This is a genomic window from Bordetella genomosp. 2 (assembly GCF_002261345.1).
Lineage (GTDB): Bacteria > Pseudomonadota > Gammaproteobacteria > Burkholderiales > Burkholderiaceae_B > Bordetella_A.
Window position 1 is genome coordinate 1,471,374 of the sequence record NZ_NEVT01000003.1, and the last position, 14,373, is coordinate 1,485,746.

General features: G+C 70.0%; 16 protein-coding genes. 6 read left to right on the forward strand and 10 right to left on the reverse strand.

Annotation, left to right across the window (positions count from 1 at the left end; genetic code table 11):
* Positions 1 to 80: 80 nt before the first annotated feature.
* The 4 genes from garD to CAL24_RS09165 are packed head-to-tail and all read left to right on the forward strand — an operon-like array spanning position 81 to position 4,277.
* Positions 81 to 1,643: a galactarate dehydratase gene (garD, locus tag CAL24_RS09150; protein WP_094806467.1), complete on the forward strand. Its 1,563-nt coding sequence runs from the start codon at positions 81 to 83 to the stop codon at positions 1,641 to 1,643.
* Between the two features lie 23 nt (positions 1,644 to 1,666).
* Positions 1,667 to 2,278 (forward strand): GNAT family N-acetyltransferase, encoded by a 612-nt coding sequence (locus CAL24_RS09155; RefSeq protein WP_432759286.1) that lies wholly within the window; start codon positions 1,667 to 1,669, stop codon positions 2,276 to 2,278.
* A 21-nt stretch (positions 2,279 to 2,299) separates the two neighbouring features.
* Entirely contained in the window at positions 2,300 to 2,512 is a 213-nt protein-coding gene (locus CAL24_RS09160; protein ID WP_028353327.1) for a SlyX family protein, read from the forward strand.
* 4 nt (positions 2,513 to 2,516) lie between these two features.
* Entirely contained in the window at positions 2,517 to 4,277 is a 1,761-nt protein-coding gene (locus tag CAL24_RS09165; protein ID WP_094806469.1) for an ABC transporter ATP-binding protein, read from the forward strand.
* Between the two features lie 10 nt (positions 4,278 to 4,287).
* On the opposite strand, the gene CAL24_RS09170 is transcribed toward CAL24_RS09165, so the two are convergent.
* From CAL24_RS09170 to CAL24_RS09180, 3 genes are all read right to left on the reverse strand, one after another.
* Positions 4,288 to 5,247, reverse strand: a complete 960-nt coding sequence (locus tag CAL24_RS09170; protein WP_094806470.1) for a DMT family transporter — start codon at positions 5,245 to 5,247, stop codon at positions 4,288 to 4,290.
* An 85-nt stretch (positions 5,248 to 5,332) separates the two neighbouring features.
* On the reverse strand, positions 5,333 to 6,157 hold the full coding sequence (locus CAL24_RS09175) for an AraC family transcriptional regulator (RefSeq protein ID WP_028353324.1): 825 nt from the start codon (positions 6,155 to 6,157) through the stop codon (positions 5,333 to 5,335).
* A 17-nt stretch (positions 6,158 to 6,174) separates the two neighbouring features.
* Positions 6,175 to 6,798 carry a TetR/AcrR family transcriptional regulator gene (locus CAL24_RS09180; RefSeq protein WP_051439311.1) on the reverse strand — a complete coding sequence of 208 codons (624 nt, stop codon included), beginning with the start codon at positions 6,796 to 6,798 and terminating at the stop codon, positions 6,175 to 6,177.
* An 82-nt stretch (positions 6,799 to 6,880) separates the two neighbouring features.
* On the opposite strand from CAL24_RS09180, the gene CAL24_RS24220 reads away from it, so the two are divergent.
* A complete protein-coding gene (locus CAL24_RS24220; protein WP_212591731.1) occupies positions 6,881 to 8,098 on the forward strand; it encodes an ABA4-like family protein in 1,218 nt (405 codons plus the stop codon).
* Here the strand turns inward: CAL24_RS24220 and CAL24_RS09190 are convergent.
* The 7 genes from CAL24_RS09190 to CAL24_RS09220 all read right to left on the reverse strand — a co-directional run bounded on the left by CAL24_RS09190 (position 8,095) and on the right by CAL24_RS09220 (position 13,294).
* Positions 8,095 to 9,054, reverse strand: coding sequence for an OmpA/MotB family protein (locus CAL24_RS09190; protein ID WP_094806471.1), 960 nt, complete (start codon positions 9,052 to 9,054; stop codon positions 8,095 to 8,097). The genes CAL24_RS24220 and CAL24_RS09190 overlap by 4 nt on opposite strands.
* Positions 9,051 to 9,911, reverse strand: coding sequence for a motility protein A (locus tag CAL24_RS09195; RefSeq protein WP_094806472.1), 861 nt, complete (start codon positions 9,909 to 9,911; stop codon positions 9,051 to 9,053). Before CAL24_RS09195 ends, CAL24_RS09190 begins: the two co-directional genes overlap by 4 nt.
* 212 nt (positions 9,912 to 10,123) lie before the next feature.
* Positions 10,124 to 10,531: a DUF4168 domain-containing protein gene (locus tag CAL24_RS09200; RefSeq protein ID WP_028353321.1), complete on the reverse strand. Its 408-nt coding sequence runs from the start codon at positions 10,529 to 10,531 to the stop codon at positions 10,124 to 10,126.
* 130 nt (positions 10,532 to 10,661) lie between these two features.
* On the reverse strand, positions 10,662 to 11,939 hold the full coding sequence (locus tag CAL24_RS09205; RefSeq protein ID WP_094806473.1) for an RNA polymerase sigma factor: 1,278 nt from the start codon (positions 11,937 to 11,939) through the stop codon (positions 10,662 to 10,664).
* The gene (locus CAL24_RS09210; protein ID WP_028353319.1) at positions 11,936 to 12,346 is read right to left on the reverse strand and encodes a VOC family protein; all 411 of its coding nucleotides are present in this window, start codon (positions 12,344 to 12,346) and stop codon (positions 11,936 to 11,938) included. Before CAL24_RS09210 ends, CAL24_RS09205 begins: the two co-directional genes overlap by 4 nt.
* A 59-nt stretch (positions 12,347 to 12,405) precedes the next feature.
* Entirely contained in the window at positions 12,406 to 12,816 is a 411-nt protein-coding gene (locus CAL24_RS09215) for a YciI family protein (protein WP_028353318.1), read from the reverse strand.
* A gap of 124 nt (positions 12,817 to 12,940) precedes the next feature.
* Positions 12,941 to 13,294 (reverse strand): YciI family protein, encoded by a 354-nt coding sequence (locus CAL24_RS09220; protein WP_028353317.1) that lies wholly within the window; start codon positions 13,292 to 13,294, stop codon positions 12,941 to 12,943.
* 127 nt (positions 13,295 to 13,421) lie between these two features.
* Between CAL24_RS09220 and CAL24_RS09225 the strand changes: the two genes are divergently transcribed.
* Positions 13,422 to 14,373 (forward strand): NYN domain-containing protein (locus tag CAL24_RS09225; RefSeq protein WP_249278506.1); only part of this gene is annotated, 952 nt, incomplete at its 3' end.

Consider the following 14,373-nt stretch of genomic DNA (forward strand, 5'->3'; position numbering starts at 1 on the left):
GCCGGCCTGTCGCGCGCGCGACAGCTGCGATAATGGCGCATCGGCGGCGTGGTGCCGCCCGCGTATCCAGGACCCGCAACATGACAGTCGCTACCCGTCCGCTGTATATCAAAGTCCACGAAGCCGACAACGTCGCCATCATCGTCAATGATGACGGCCTGCCCGCCGGCGCCGAGCTGGCCGACGGGCTGGTCTTGCGCGAACACGTGCCGCAGGGCCACAAGGTGGCGCTGCGCGATCTGGCCGAGGGCGATGCGGTGGTGCGCTACAACGTGACGGTCGGCTATGCGGCGCGGGTGCTGCCGCGCGGCAGCTGGGTCAATGAACAAGTCACCACCATGCCCGCCGCCCGCCCGCTGGATGACCTGCCCATGGCCACCCGGCCGGCGCCCGAGCTGCCGCCGCTGGAAGGCTACACCTTCATGGGCTACCGCAATCCCGACGGTTCGGCCGGCACGCGCAACATCCTGGCCATCACCACCACCGTGCAGTGCGTGCAGGGCGTGGTCGAGCATGCCGTGGCGCGCATCAAGGCCGAGCTGCTGCCGCGCTATCCCAATGTCGACGACGTGGTGGGCCTGGAGCACACCTACGGCTGCGGCGTGGCGATCGACGCGCCCGGTGCGGCGGTGCCGATCCGCACCTTGCGCAACATCAGCCGCAATCCCAACTTCGGCGGCACCGCCATGATGGTCAGCCTGGGTTGCGAAAAACTGCAGCCCGGCCGCCTGATGCCGGCCGGCACCATCCCCATCGCCGCCGGCGCGGGCATGGACGACGAAGTGGACACCGTCTGTCTGCAGGACGACGAAAACGTCGGCTTCGGCTCGATGATCGAGGCCATCATGCGCACCGCCGAAAAGCACCTGGCCATCCTGGATCGCCGGCGGCGCGAGCCCTGTCCGGTGTCGGACCTGGTGGTGGGGGTGCAGTGCGGCGGCAGCGACGCGTTTTCCGGCCTGACCGCCAACCCGGCGGTGGGGTTCGCGGCCGACCTCATCGTGCGCGCCGGCGGCACGGTGATGTTCTCCGAGAACACCGAGGTGCGCGACGGCATCGACCAGCTTACCGCGCGCGCCGCCACGCCGGCGGTGGCCGAGGCGCTGGTGCGCGAGATGGACTGGTACGACCGCTACCTGCAGAACGGCATGGCGGACCGCAGCGCCAATACCTCGCCCGGCAACAAGAAGGGCGGCCTGTCGAACATCGTCGAGAAGGCCATGGGCTCCATCGTCAAATCGGGTTCGGCGCCGATTTCCGGCGTGCTCGCGCCAGGCGAGAAGCTCACGCAGAAGGGGCTGGTGTTCTGCGCCACCCCGGCCAGCGATTTCATCTGCGGCACCCTGCAGCTGGCCGCCGGCATGAACCTGCACGTGTTCACCACCGGGCGCGGCACGCCCTACGGCCTGGCCCAGGTGCCGGTGATCAAGGTGGCCACGCGCAGCGACCTGGCGCGGCGCTGGCACGACCTGATGGACGTCGACGCCGGCCGCATCGCCACCGGCGAGGCCACCATCGAGGAAGTCGGCTGGCAACTGTTCCACCTGATGCTGGAGGTGGCCAGCGGCAAGCGCCAGACCTGCGCCGAGAAACTGAAACTGCACAATGCCCTGGCCCTGTTCAACCCGGGGCCGGTGACGTGAACGCGGCTCCTTTTCCGCAGCGCGTGCCATTGGCCGGCAGCGCGGTGGTGCTCGAACCCTTGGCCGACTCCCATGTCGATGAACTGTGGCGTTGTGCCGAGGGCGCCGATACATCCTGGCACTATCTGCGCTATGGGCCGTTCCCGGACCGCGATGCATTGCGCGACCAGGTGCGCGCCCTGGCGAACCGTTCGCACCAGCCGTTCTGGGCCGTTTGCCCATTGCCGGATGGGCGCGCGCGAGGGTGGCTTTCACTGTGCGACATCTGCCCGGAAGACGCGGCGCTGGAGTTGGGAAGCATCTGGTTCAGTACGGCATTACAGCGTAGCCGGGCCGGCACGGAGGCCGTCTTTCTGTTGCTGCGCTATGCTTTCGATGGGCTGGGTTACCGGCGCGTGGCATGGCGCTGCCTGGCCGACAACGCCGCGTCCATGGCCTCGGCGCAGCGTTACGGGTTCAAGCCGGAAGGCGTGTGGCGCTCGGTCGTCAACGTGAAGGGCCGCCGCGGCGACATTGCCTGGCATTCGATGCTGGCCGACGAATGGCCGGGGCGGCGGGATGCGCTGCAGGCCTGGCTGGCACCCTCCAATTTCGATTCGGCCGGCCTGCCGCGCAGCCGGCTGGCGCGCGCCTGATCTCCATCATGTTGTGAACCCATGAATACTTCCCCCGATATCGACAAGCGCCTGACCGACCTGGAGATCAAGCTGGGCCTGGCCGACGACATGCTCGACCAGCTCAACCAGACCGTCTACCGGCAGCAGCAGCAGATCGAGCGCCTGTTGCGCGAGCTGGCGGAACTGCGCCAGCAGATGCCCGACGGCGCCGGCCCGCGCAGCCTGCGCGACGAGCTGCCGCCGCATTACTGAGCCCATGCGCATCCTGTGGGCCTATCTGCGCCCGCACGGCCGGCTGGCCGTGCTGGCCTTGGTGCTGGCCGCCGCCAGCCAGGTCCTGGCGCTGATCGATCCGATCATCTTCGGCCGCATCATCGACGAGTATGCGATCAACCGCGCCGGCAAGAGCGACGACGAACTGGTCTCGGGCGTGCTGGGGCTGCTGGCGCTGGCGGTGCTGGTGGCGGTGCTGTCGCGGCTGGCCAAGGCCCTGCAGGAATACGTGACGCGGCTGGTGGTGCAGAAGTTCGGCACCCAGCTGTTCAACGACGGACTGCGCCAGGCGCTGCGACTGAAGTTCCAGGAATTCGAGGACCTGCGCAGCGGCGAGACGCTGTCGCTGCTGCAGAAGGTGCGCGCCGACAGCGAGCGCTTCATCAATGCCTTCATCAACACGGTCTTCGCCGCGCTGGTGGGCATGGGGTTCCTGGTGTGGTATGCCGTGACGCGCCATTGGCTGCTGGTGCCGGTGTTCCTGATCGGCGTGCTGGTCCTGGGCGGGCTGACCGGGCTGCTGAGCCGCGAGATCAAGACCCAGCAGCGCTCCATTGTGCGCGAGACCAACCGCAGTTCGGGTTTCATCGCCGAGTCGCTGCGCAATATCGAACTGATCAAGAGCCTGGGGCTGACGTTTCCCGAGATCCGCCGCCTGCAGGCGCAGACGGTGCGCATCTTCGAGCTCGAGATGCGCAAGGTCAAGCGCATCCGCCTGCTGTCGTTCCTGCAGGGGGTGACGCTCAGCCTGTTGAAGCTGGCCATCCTGTTCGCGCTGTTGTGGCTGATTTTCCGCGACGTGCTCAGCACGGGCGAGCTGATCGCCATGCAATTCATCTCGGTGGCCATCTTCGCGCCGCTACAGGAGCTGGGCAACATCATCCTGGCGTATCGCGAGGCCGAGGCCTCGCTGTCCAGCTTCGACGCGCTGATGCGCAAGCCGATCGACCGCCGTCCCGAATCGCCGCAGGACTGCGGCCCGATCGAGCGGGTGCGGTTCGCCGGCGTGGCGTTCCGCCACAAGGGGGCGGCCGACAACGCCCTGGACGGCGTGTCGTTCTCGGCGGGCCTGGGCGACACCATCGCGTTCGTGGGCCCGTCGGGCTCCGGCAAGTCCACGCTGGTCAAGCTGTTGCTGGGGCTGTATACGCCCGCAGTGGGCGAGGTGTTCTACAACGATATCTCCACCAAAGTGCTGCGCTATAACCGGGCGCGCCGCCAGGTGGGCCTGGTCACGCAGGAACCCTACCTGTTCGCCGGCACGCTGCGCGAGAACATCCGGCTGGTAAAGGCCGATGCCACCGATGCCGAGATCGTGGCCGCCATGGAGCAAGCGGCCTGCGCCTACCTGCTGGACAAGTCGCCCGACGGCCTGGACACCCGCATCGGCGAAATGGGCCTGAAGCTGTCGGGCGGCGAAAAGCAGCGCCTGTCGATTGCCCGCGCGCTGATCCGCCAGCCGCGCCTGCTGATCTTCGACGAGGCGACCTCGGCGCTGGATTCGCTGACCGAAGAACAGATCTCGGATACGGTGCGGCGCATCTCCGCCAGCCGGCGGCAGATCACCATCCTGATCGCGCACCGGCTATCGACCATCATGCACGCGGATACGATTTTCGTGCTGGAAAAGGGGCGCGTCGTGGAAAGCGGCACGCATGCCGAACTGCTGGCCCGCACCGGCCTGTACTACGCCATGTGGCGCCAGCAGATCGGCGAGCGTCCCGGCGCGGGCGCGCCGGGCTGACCGGGGCGCTTCATGCCGGCTGGCCGGCCGGTTCGGGCCTGAGCCGGGTGGCGCGCAGCACGCCCAGGACCAATAGCGCGATGCCCAATTGCGTCAGCGGCGCCGGAATCTGGCCGCGCAGCATGAACGCATAGGCCAGGGCGGCGAGTGTTTCGAACACGATCAGCTGGCCCGCCAGGGCCGTGGGCAGGCGCTGGCTGGCCTGGTTCCAGCACAGCGTGCCGAGCCAGGACGCGAACAGCCCGATGGCGGCCATCAGCGCGAGGAAGGTGCTGGCGCGCGGCCCCAACGGCATGGGGAAGGAACTGCCGGCCAGGGTCATGCCCAGCCACAACAGCCCGTAGCCGGCCAGCGCCAGCGGCAGGGTAGCCACGCCCTGGGCGGTGGCCCAGGTATGCGGCCGCCGGTCGGGATGGCTGCGCAGCCAGTCGGCATTGCGCAGGGGATACCAGGTCCAGCAGATCACCGCGACGACCGCCAGCGCCGCGCCGCTGGCATAGCGCATGGCATCAGCGTCGGGATCGGCGCGCAGCGCCTGCAGCTCGACATGGTTGACGCAGCCGATGCCCAGCGCGATGAGCGCCAGCGAGGGCGCCAGCCGGCGCCACGGCAGGCGGCCGTCGCGCCGCGCATCGCGCAGGTTGGCGCATATGGCGATCACCACCGGCAGCGTGCCGATGATCATGGTGGGCAGCGGGCCCCCGGCGCGCTGGATGGCGCTGGCCAGGCACAGGTAATACAGCAGGTTGCCGATCGCGGCCAGCTTGACGGCTTCGAGCCAGTCGGCGCGCGACAGCCGCCGCAGCGCGGCACGGTCGAGCCAGGCCAGCGGCAGGGCGATCAGGCCGAAGGCCAGGTAGCGGCCGACCGATTGCAGGGTGGCGGGGTAGTCGGGCAGCAGCAGCGGGCCCACGAACACCAGGCCCCACATCAGGCCGGCGGCAAGTGCGTATAAGGTTCCGGTCCACATGGCGAGGGGCGATCCAACAGGGCATGCCAGTCTAGATGGCGCGCGCGCCGCCGTCTTGTACCAGATTGCGGTGCGGATGCGCGGCTCAGCCCCGCACCTGGCGCTGGTAGCGGGCCGGCGTCACGCCGTAGCGGCGCGCGAAGGCGCGCGTCAGGTGCGCCTGGTCGGCCATGCCGGTGGCCGCCGCGGCCTGGGCCGGCGGCGTGCCGGCCGCCAGCAGCCGCTTGGCTTCGAACAGGCGCAGCGCCATGAGCATCTGCTGCGGCGTGACGTGATATTGCGCGCGGAAGCGGCGCAGGAAATGGAACGGGCTCAGGCCCGCCACGCGCGCCAGTTCGTCCAGCGTCAGGCGACGCGCCAGATGGGCGCGCAGGTAATCGAGCACCGGCGCGAAGCGCGCCGCCGCCTCGGCCGGAGCGGCGCGGGCTGCCTGCGCGTGCGGCCGCAACGCCGCCAGCAGTTCGTAAAGCAGGCTGTCGAAGGCGAGCGGCTCGTCGGCTTGCCACAGGGCATCGAGCAGGGCGGTGACGCGGCGGGCGGTCGCCGGGTCATGGCGCACCGCGTCGCGGAACCACCAGCCTGGTTCGCCGCTGACCCGCTCGGCGACCTGCGGGTCGAGGTACACCATGCGGTAGCGCCAGCCGCCCGGGGTTTCGGCGCGCCCGGTATGCAGCTCGTCGGGATTCATGAGCACCAGCGACCCGGGCGGCGCCAGGTGGTCGGCGCCGCAATAGCGGAACCGTTCGGCTCCCGATTCGATGGCGCCCAGGCCGAAGGCGGCGTGCGTGTGCGGCTCGAACGCGTGGCGCACGATGTGCGCGCGGTACAGCTCGATGCCGGGCCGCTGCGCGCACTGGCGGAATTCGGCGCGGTCGCGCGCATCTTCGAATGCGACCGGAACGCCCGGCATGGCGCGGGTCGCGGCGTTCATGGCCAGCCGTGTTCCAGGATGCGGCGCAGCGTGCCTTCGAGCGTGGCGGCGTCGGCGCGCGGGCCGCCCGGCGCGTCGAGCTTGCCGTCCAGCGCCAGGTGGGCGAAGCCGTGCACCGTGGACCAGGCGCCCAGCAGCAGCGCGTGCGTCGCGGCATCGAGCGGCTGGCCGGCCGGGAAGGCTGTATAGGCGCGGATGGCGTTCTCCAGTTCCGCGAAAGCGGCCTGGCCGGCGGCGAGCAGGCGCGGATCGTCGGTCAGGCGGTCTTTGCGGAACATGAGCTGGAAGCGCGCCGGGTAGGCCAGCGCGAAGCGCAGGTAGCCCAGGCCCTGCGCACGCAGCCGGGCCGCCGGATCGTCGCCGCCGGCGCGGGCGCCTTCGCGCTGGTAGCGGGTGAGCGCCTCGAAGCCCAGGATGGCCACTTCCGTCAGCAGGCCGGCGACGCTGCCGAAATGGTGCAGCGGCGCGGCCGGCGAGACATTCACCCGCCGCGCCGCCTCGCGCAGGGTGAAGCCTTCCAGGCCGCGCTCGGCCAGGATGGCCTCGGTGGCGTCGATCAGCGCGGCGCGCAGCGCGCCGTGGTGATAGGCCGGCGTGGAGGTGGGTTTCGGTCTGGGCATTGGGGGCGGGGGGCGCGATCTTTACATTGTTCAGCGTCAATGCTAACTTATCTAAACGGCGTTTAGATCGAGGGCGCAAACCATGTTCGAAACTTTGTTCAGCGCAGGCGGATCCCTCGCGCTGCCGGCCTGGGCGGCATTGGCGGTCTCGCCCTGGCTGGACCGGCTGCGGCCGGCCGTCTGGCTGGTGACCGGCTGGATCGTTCCAGGCGCGCTGGCGTTGCTGTACCTGGCCCTGATGCTGAGCTATTGGCCGGGCGCGGCGGGCGGCTACGGTTCGCTGGACGCCGTGCGCGCGCTGTTCGGCCATCCGGGCCTGTTGACGGCCGGCTGGTATCACTACCTGGCCTTCGATCTGTTCGTCGGCACCTGGATCGCGCGCGAAGGCATGCGCATCGGCATGCCGCGCGGGTTGCTGGTGCCCTGTTTCGCGCTGACGCTGTGGTTCGGGCCGGCGGGCCTGCTGGCGTTCTTCGGTTTGCGCGCCATGCCGGCGGCGTGGCGCGGCTGGCGCGAGTTGCTGCGCCGCCAGCGCGCGCTGGCGCTGTTCGGCGCGGTACTGCTGGCCGCCATGCTGCCGGCGGCGATTGCCGCGATGGTCGATCCGCGCACCCTGGGCGGGGTGGACGTGTGGGCCAAGCCCCTGAAGTTCATGGCGTCCATCGGCTTGTACGCATGGACCCTGGCGTGGCTGATCGGCGAGTTGCCGGCCGGGCGGCGCCGCACGCCGCTGCTGCGCGCGACCGTCTGGACCGTGCTGGCCACGGGGCTGTTCGAGGCCGTCTACATCACCTGGCAGGGGGCGCTGGGGCAGGCCTCGCATTTCAACGCCGATACGCCTTTCCATGCACTGATGTTCAACCTGATGGGCCTGGCCGCGCTGCTGTTCACCGGCACCGCGCTGCCGGTGGCGCACCAGCTCTGGCGCCACGCCGCCGGCATGGCGCCGGCCTACCGCCTGGGCGCGGTGCTGGGACTGCTGCTGACCTTCGTCGCGGGCGCCGGCGTCGGCATTGCGATCAGCCTGCATGGCGGGCCGCTGGTCGGCCCGGCCAGCCCGGGCTTGCCGCTGACCGGCTGGTCCACCACTGGCGGCGACCTGCGCGTGGCGCACTTCCTCGGCGTACATGCGCAGCAGGCGCTGCCGTGCCTGGGGTGTTGGCTGGCGCGCCGGGGCGGGCGCGGCGCGCTGGCGGCGATGGCGCTGGGCGCCGCCGCGTACGCCGGCCTGGTGGGGCTGGCGCTGGCGCAGGCCTATGCCGGCGCGCCGCTGCTCGGCGGGTCGGCAGCGCCAGGCTAACCCTGCCCGGCTGCGGCCGTGCCGGGCGCCGGTCCGGGCGTCGCGGCGGCGCGGCGCGGGGTGATCTCCATGATGAGTTCGACGCGCCGGTTGGCGGCGCGGCCGGCGGCCGTATCGTTGGCGGCGATCGGATGGGTGTCGGCATAGCCGACCGCGCGCAGGCGCGCCGGGTCGACGCCGTCGCGGACCAGTGCGCGCAGCACGCTGGTGGCGCGGCTGGCCGACAGCTCCCAGTTCGACGGGAACTGGCGGGTCTGGATCGGCACGGTGTCGCTATGGCCTTCGACCGACACCGGGTAGTCCCGGCTGCGGTTGATGACCGTGGCCATGCGCTGGATCACGCCCAGGCCGGACGGGCTGAGGATCGCCTGGCCCGACGGGAACAGCAGTTCGTTGCTGATGCGGAAGCTGATGGATTTCTCGTTGACGATCACGTCCACGCCGTCGCCCAGGTCATCCAGGCCCAGTTCGGCGATCGAGGGCGCCGGCGGCGCCGCGGCGGCCGGCGCATCGGCCGCGGCGGCGTCAGCGGGCGGGGCGGGCGGCTGGGCGGCGAGCGGCGTCTCGCGGGGTTCCGGCGCCGTAGCCCAGGCGGCCGGAATGACCGGCGCGTCATGTTCGCCCAGGCCGTTGCCGAGCGCGGCGCGCAGCGCCGACGCGGCCGCGCCCGCATCCAGCGAGCCCACCAATTCCACCGGCGCGGCCGGTGGCTCGGGTTCGCGCTGCATCTTCGCCACGCCCAGCAGCACCACCAGCATGGCCAGCAGCAGGGTGATCAAGTCCAGATAGGTCAGCAGCCAGCTGTCCGATTCCGCTTCGACGGTCTCGGGCACATGCCAGCGCGCGAAACGGCCGCCGGCATGCAGGGCCGGCTGGCCGTCGAGCGCGCCGCCACGCGGACGCGCCTCGCGCCGGTGCTGGCGGCGCAGGGCTTCGACGCGATCGGCCAGGCTCATGAGCGGGCCGCGGCGGCGCGCGCCAGCGGCGCGCCGCCCGGCTGGCGGGCCGGCGCCTGGGCGGCCGCGGCGGGGCCGGGGCGGCCGTTGTCGCGCACTTCGTCCTCGATGTGCATCATGAACGAGTTCAGCGTCTCGCGCACCACGGCGGGGCCGCGCCGCGCGCACATCATCGCGATGCCCTGCAGCACCATGTTCATCAGCATCAGGCGCTGCTCGGTGCGGCGCTCGAGCTTGACGGCAATGGGCTTGCAGATCAGGTTGGCCAGCAGGATGCCGTAGAAGGTGGTCATCAGCGCCACGGCGAGCTGCTGGCCGATCAGCACCATGTCGCCGCCGCCCAGCACCGTCATCAGGTTGATCAGGCCGACCAGCGTGCCCAGCATGCCGAAGGCCGGCGCGAAACCCGCCATGATGCGGAACATCTGCGCCTCGGCATGTTCGCGCGCCCGCAGCCGGGCGATGCGCCATTGCAGCAGCTCGACGATCTGGTCTTCAGGCGTGTGGTCGATGACCAGCTGCACGCCGGTGCGCAGGAACGGGTTCGAGACCTTTTGCAAGGCTTCTTCCACCTTGCGCACGTCGTCGTTCATCCAGAGTTGCGCCAGGGTGGCCAGTTCGTCGATGTCGTGGCGGAAGTCCAGCTGCTCGCTGCGGAACACCGTGCGCACCAGCGCGAATACGCGCGTGACTTCGCGCAGCGGATAACTGATGAACAGCGCGGCGCAGGTGCCGCCCAGCACTACCGCCAGGCCGGGCAGGTTGACGTAAAGGGCGGGATCGGTGGCCGACGAGGCCAGGGCGGCCGCCAGCGTCGCCAGCGCGACCGCGGCGCCGATGAGGGTGGAAGGGTTCATGTGTGCTGGGCCTTGCGCGTGTCCCGATGCGGGAATGGGCCATTCTAGGCAGCGCGGGCCTCAGCCAATCGGCGGATAACGGACGAAAAATGGGCGATTTGCGCCGCTGTGCCGGCTGGCGCGCGGCACCCGGGGCGGCGCGGCCGGCGCCCGGGCGCGCCCTGCCGGCCCTGCGGGCCGGGGCCGGCGCCGGGCGCCCAGCGGTGATGCGCCTAGCGGGGCGCGCCGGCCGGCGCGTTCTGCTTGGCCATGTCGATCACGCGCTGGCGCAGTTGTGGATCTTGCTCGATGGCCTGGCCGATGCCGTTGAATTCATCCACGGTCAGGCCGTCGGCATGCACCATGCTGACCATTTTCTCGTCCGCTTCACGATAGACCTTTTCGCGCGCGCTATCGTCCTTGGCGGCTTGCAGCTTGGGGCGGTATTCCTCGGCCACCATGGCGACCTTCTGCGAGGCGCTGGCGAACTTCTGCAGTTGCGCGTCGGTCGGCTTGATGGCCGGCTGCATCTGGGCCGGCGGCTGGGCCGCGGGCGCGTTCTGCTGCGCCAGGGCGGCGGCGGGCGAGAGGCTGGCGGCCAGTATGGCGGCGGCGAAAAAAGCATGGGTCGAACGCGGCATGAAGCCTCCTTGATCGGGTTGATGCGTACGTTCCATCATGACAAGACCGGCCCGGGCGGTTCAAGTTTTGCGATGTTTGCGCATGTGTCGGCCGGCTGGGCCGCCGCGTTACGGAGCGTTACGAGGCGGATCAGGAATTCAGCGTCCGGGCGCGCGCCAGCAGCAATTCGCGTTCGCGGGCATTGCGCGCCATGCCGGCGGCGCGCTGGAATTCCGCGCTGGCTTCCTCGCGACGCCCCAGTTTCGCCAGGAAGTCGGCGCGCACGCTCGGCAGCAGGTGGTAGTTGGCCAGGATGGGCTCGTTGGCGAGCGCATCGGCCAGGGCCAGGCCGGCCTGCGGCCCATAGGCCATGCCGACCGCCACGGCGCGGTTCAGCTCGACCACCGGCGACGGCGCCACGCGCGCGAGCGCGTCGTACAGGGCCACGATGCGCGCCCAGTCGGTGTCTTCGGGGCGCGCGGCGCGCGCATGGCAGGCCGCCAGCGCGCCTTGCAGCGCGTACGGCCCCAGTTCGCCGCCTTGCGCCTCGGCGCGCTGCAGCGCCGCCAGGCCGCGGCGGATCAGCAGCGGATCCCAGCGGGCGCGGTCCTGGTCCATCAGCAACACCGGCCGGCCGTCGGCGTCCACGCGGGCGGCCAGGCGCGAGGCCTGGATCTCCATCAGCGCCACCAGGCCGTGCGCTTCGCTTTCGTGCGGCGCCAATTCGGCCAGGATGCGGCCCAGCCGCAGCGCCTCGTCGCACAGCGCCGGGCGCATCCAGTCGTCGCCCGCCGTGGCGGCGTAGCCTTCGTTGAAAATCAGGTAGATCACCTCCAGCACCGAGGCCAGCCGCTCGGCCAGCGCGGCGCCGCGCGGCACTTCGAACGGCACGCGGGCCTCGCGCAGGGTGCGCTTGGCGCGCACGATGCGCTGCGCGATGGTCGATTCCGACACCAGGAAGGCGCGCGCGATCTCGTCGGTGCGCAAGCCGCCCAGCAGGCGCAGCGTGAGGGCCACGCGCGCTTCGGTGGACAGCACCGGATGACAGGCGGTGAACACCAGCCGCAACAGGTCGTCGCCGATCTCGTCCTGCCGCGCGGCGTCCAGCGCGTCGACGAAGTCCGGCTCGACGTGGGCCTGCTGCGCGTCCATCTCGCGGCCGAGCTGCTCGTGCTTGCGCGCGTGCAGCGCATCCTGGCGCAGGCGGTCCAGGGCGCGGTTCTTGGCGGCGGTCATCAGCCAGGCTCCCGGATTGTCGGGAATGCCGTCGCCGGGCCAGCGTTCCAGTGCGGTGACCAGCGCGTCCTGCGCCAGTTCCTCGGCCAGGCCGACGTCGCGCACCAGCCGCGCCACGCCGGCGATGACCTTGGCCGACTCGATGCGCCAGACCGCCTCGATGGCCCGGTGGACGGCATCGCGCGAGCTCATTGCTGCAGGATCTCGGCGTTGGGGTCCATGTACATCAGTTCCCAGATATGGCCGTCCAGGTCTTCGAACGCATGTCCGTACATGAAGCCGTAGTCCTGCGGCTCGCGCGGGGTCGAGCCGCCCGCGGCCACGGCGCGCGCGACCAGGTCGTCGACCTCGGCGCGGCTTTCGCACGACAGGCACACCAGCACTTCGGTGCTCTGCTTCGGGTCGCACAGCGGCTTGTTGACGAAGGTCTTGAAATATTCGCGCGTCAGCAGCATGGCGAAGAGGTTTTCCCCCAGCACCAGGCAGGCCGCGTTCTGGTCGGTGAAGCGCGGGTCGAAGTCCAGGCCCAGTTGCCGGAAGAAGGCCATGGACTTCTGCAGGTCGGTTACGGCGAGATTCACGAAGATCTGTTTGTGCATGATGATTCTCTCTACTCTCTGGATGGAAGGGTATGGCGGGAGCGCGGCGGGCCGCGCGGTCATTGCAGGTCGAGCGCGCGCAGGCGCGCGGCCGAGGGGCGGCCGGCAGCCAGGTCGTCGACGTCGTACAGCGGACGGACTTCGATCTCGGCCGTGACGCCCTGGCCCATGGGGGCGGGAAAGCGCCGCGTCCATTCCAGCGCTTCTTCGCGCGAGCGGGCCTGGATCACCGTGTAGCCGGCGATCAATTCGCGGCACTCGGTGAACGGCCCGTCGACAACGGTGCGCTTGCCGTCGGCGTAGCAGATGCGCCAGCCGGCCGAGCTCGGCTGCAAGCCGGACGCGTCCAGCAGCGCGCCGGCCTTGGCCAGCTCTTCGTGATAGGCGGCCATTTCGGCGAACAGCGCATCGTCGGGCAGAATGCCTGCCTCTGTATCGGCATTGGCTTTTACGAGAATCATGAATCGCATGACGGGTCTCCGGTGGGGAAGGGACGAGCCGCGGGCGGCCGTCATGCACACGACGATGCGGCGGCCGGGAATTCGACAGAAAATCCCCGGCATCAGGGAAAACCCCTAGGACCAGGCCGGCTCGTCAGGCGAAGCAGGGGCCGAGTTCGCGGATTTCGACCGTGGCCCATTGGGCGGCCGGGCATTCGGCCGCGATGGCCACGGCTTCGTCGCGCGTGGCGCAATCGAGCAGGAAGAAGCCGCCGATCATTTCCTTGGCTTCGGCATAGGGGCCGTCCAGCAGGCGCTGGCGGCCCTCGCGCACCTGCAGCTTCACGCCTTCGGTTTCCGACTTGAGCGACTGGGCGTCCCGCAGCAGCCCCCGGCTGCGCAGGCCTTCCGCGTAGTGCAGCATGGCGTCGTAGGCGGCGCGGCCGGCCTCGGGGGTGCGCTGGGCGCGCTGGCCGATGGGTTCGACGATGAGCAGCATGTAGGGCATGGAAACTCCGCGAAGAGGGCGGCGGGCGCCGGAATCGTCCGCCGAGTTTATCCGCCCGGCCCGCGCTTTTGTAAGGCCCCCGCGCGCCTTTCGGGTGTATCGTCGGGGCAATCATCTGGAGACCACTATGACTGCTTCCCAGGAAAGCATCAACATGGCGCTTTTCTGCGACTTCGAGAACGTCGCATTGGGCGTGCGCGACGCCAATTACCAGCGCTTCGATATCAAGCCCGTGCTCGAGCGGCTGCTGCTCAAGGGCAGCATCGTGGTCAAGAAGGCCTACTGCGATTGGGACCGCTACCGCGAGTTCAAGGCCACCATGCACGAGGCCAATTTCGAACTCATCGAGATTCCGCATGTGCGCCAGTCGGGCAAGAATTCCGCCGACATCCGCCTGGTGGTCGACGCGCTGGACCTCTGCTATACCAAGTCGCATGTGGACACCTTCGTGATTCTCAGCGGCGATTCCGACTTTTCGCCGCTGGTGTCCAAGCTGCGCGAGAACGCCAAGCAGGTGATCGGCGTGGGGGTCAAGCGTTCGACGTCCGACCTGCTGATCGCCAATTGCGACGAGTTCATCTTTTACGACGACCTGGTGCGCGAGCGGCCGCGCCTCGAACCCAAGGCGAGCGCGCGCGAGCCGAACGGCGCGGCGCGCCGCGCGGCCGAGGACGAGCCGCAGCGCAAGGAAGAGCTGGAGGCGCGCCGCACCCAGGGCATCGAGATCGCGGTCGAGACTTTCGAAGCCCTGGTGGCGGAACGCGGCGACAGCGGCAAGATCTGGGCCTCGGTGCTGAAAGAAGCCATCAAGCGCCGCAAGCCGGATTTCAGCGAGTCCTATTACGGCTTCCGCGCGTTCGGCAACCTGCTCGAGGAAGCGCAGGCGCGCGGCCTGCTGGCGTTCGGCCGCGATGAAAAGTCGGGCGCATATGTGTACCGGGCGCCGGCGCCCGAGCCGGCCGCCGCGCCGCGCGGGCGGGGCCGGACGCCCCGCAAGACGGCCGCCCGCAAGGCGGCCGACCCCGCCGACCGCGCCGCCGAGGCCGTGGCCGCTCCGGCCGCTTCCGCCGCCTCGGACC

What these genes read in the sequence shown, in the direction of transcription:
- CAL24_RS09175 (WP_028353324.1), bottom strand. Translation starts at nt 6,157, where the DNA reads ATGCCGGGCGTTCCGGTCGCATTCGAAGATGCGCGCGACCGCGCCGAA.
- CAL24_RS09195 (WP_094806472.1), bottom strand. Translation starts at nt 9,911, where the DNA reads ATGAACCCTTCCACCCTCATCGGCGCCGCGGTCGCGCTGGCGACGCTG.
- CAL24_RS09160 (WP_028353327.1), top strand. Translation starts at nt 2,300, where the DNA reads ATGAATACTTCCCCCGATATCGACAAGCGCCTGACCGACCTGGAGATC.
- CAL24_RS09200 (WP_028353321.1), bottom strand. Translation starts at nt 10,531, where the DNA reads ATGCCGCGTTCGACCCATGCTTTTTTCGCCGCCGCCATACTGGCCGCC.
- CAL24_RS09220 (WP_028353317.1), bottom strand. Translation starts at nt 13,294, where the DNA reads ATGCCCTACATGCTGCTCATCGTCGAACCCATCGGCCAGCGCGCCCAG.
- CAL24_RS09180 (WP_051439311.1), bottom strand. Translation starts at nt 6,798, where the DNA reads ATGCCCAGACCGAAACCCACCTCCACGCCGGCCTATCACCACGGCGCG.
- CAL24_RS09210 (WP_028353319.1), bottom strand. Translation starts at nt 12,346, where the DNA reads ATGCACAAACAGATCTTCGTGAATCTCGCCGTAACCGACCTGCAGAAG.
- CAL24_RS09205 (WP_094806473.1), bottom strand. Translation starts at nt 11,939, where the DNA reads ATGAGCTCGCGCGATGCCGTCCACCGGGCCATCGAGGCGGTCTGGCGC.
- CAL24_RS09170 (WP_094806470.1), bottom strand. Translation starts at nt 5,247, where the DNA reads ATGTGGACCGGAACCTTATACGCACTTGCCGCCGGCCTGATGTGGGGC.
- garD (WP_094806467.1), top strand. Translation starts at nt 81, where the DNA reads ATGACAGTCGCTACCCGTCCGCTGTATATCAAAGTCCACGAAGCCGAC.
- CAL24_RS24220 (WP_212591731.1), top strand. Translation starts at nt 6,881, where the DNA reads ATGTTCGAAACTTTGTTCAGCGCAGGCGGATCCCTCGCGCTGCCGGCC.
- CAL24_RS09165 (WP_094806469.1), top strand. Translation starts at nt 2,517, where the DNA reads ATGCGCATCCTGTGGGCCTATCTGCGCCCGCACGGCCGGCTGGCCGTG.
- CAL24_RS09215 (WP_028353318.1), bottom strand. Translation starts at nt 12,816, where the DNA reads ATGCGATTCATGATTCTCGTAAAAGCCAATGCCGATACAGAGGCAGGC.
- CAL24_RS09190 (WP_094806471.1), bottom strand. Translation starts at nt 9,054, where the DNA reads ATGAGCCTGGCCGATCGCGTCGAAGCCCTGCGCCGCCAGCACCGGCGC.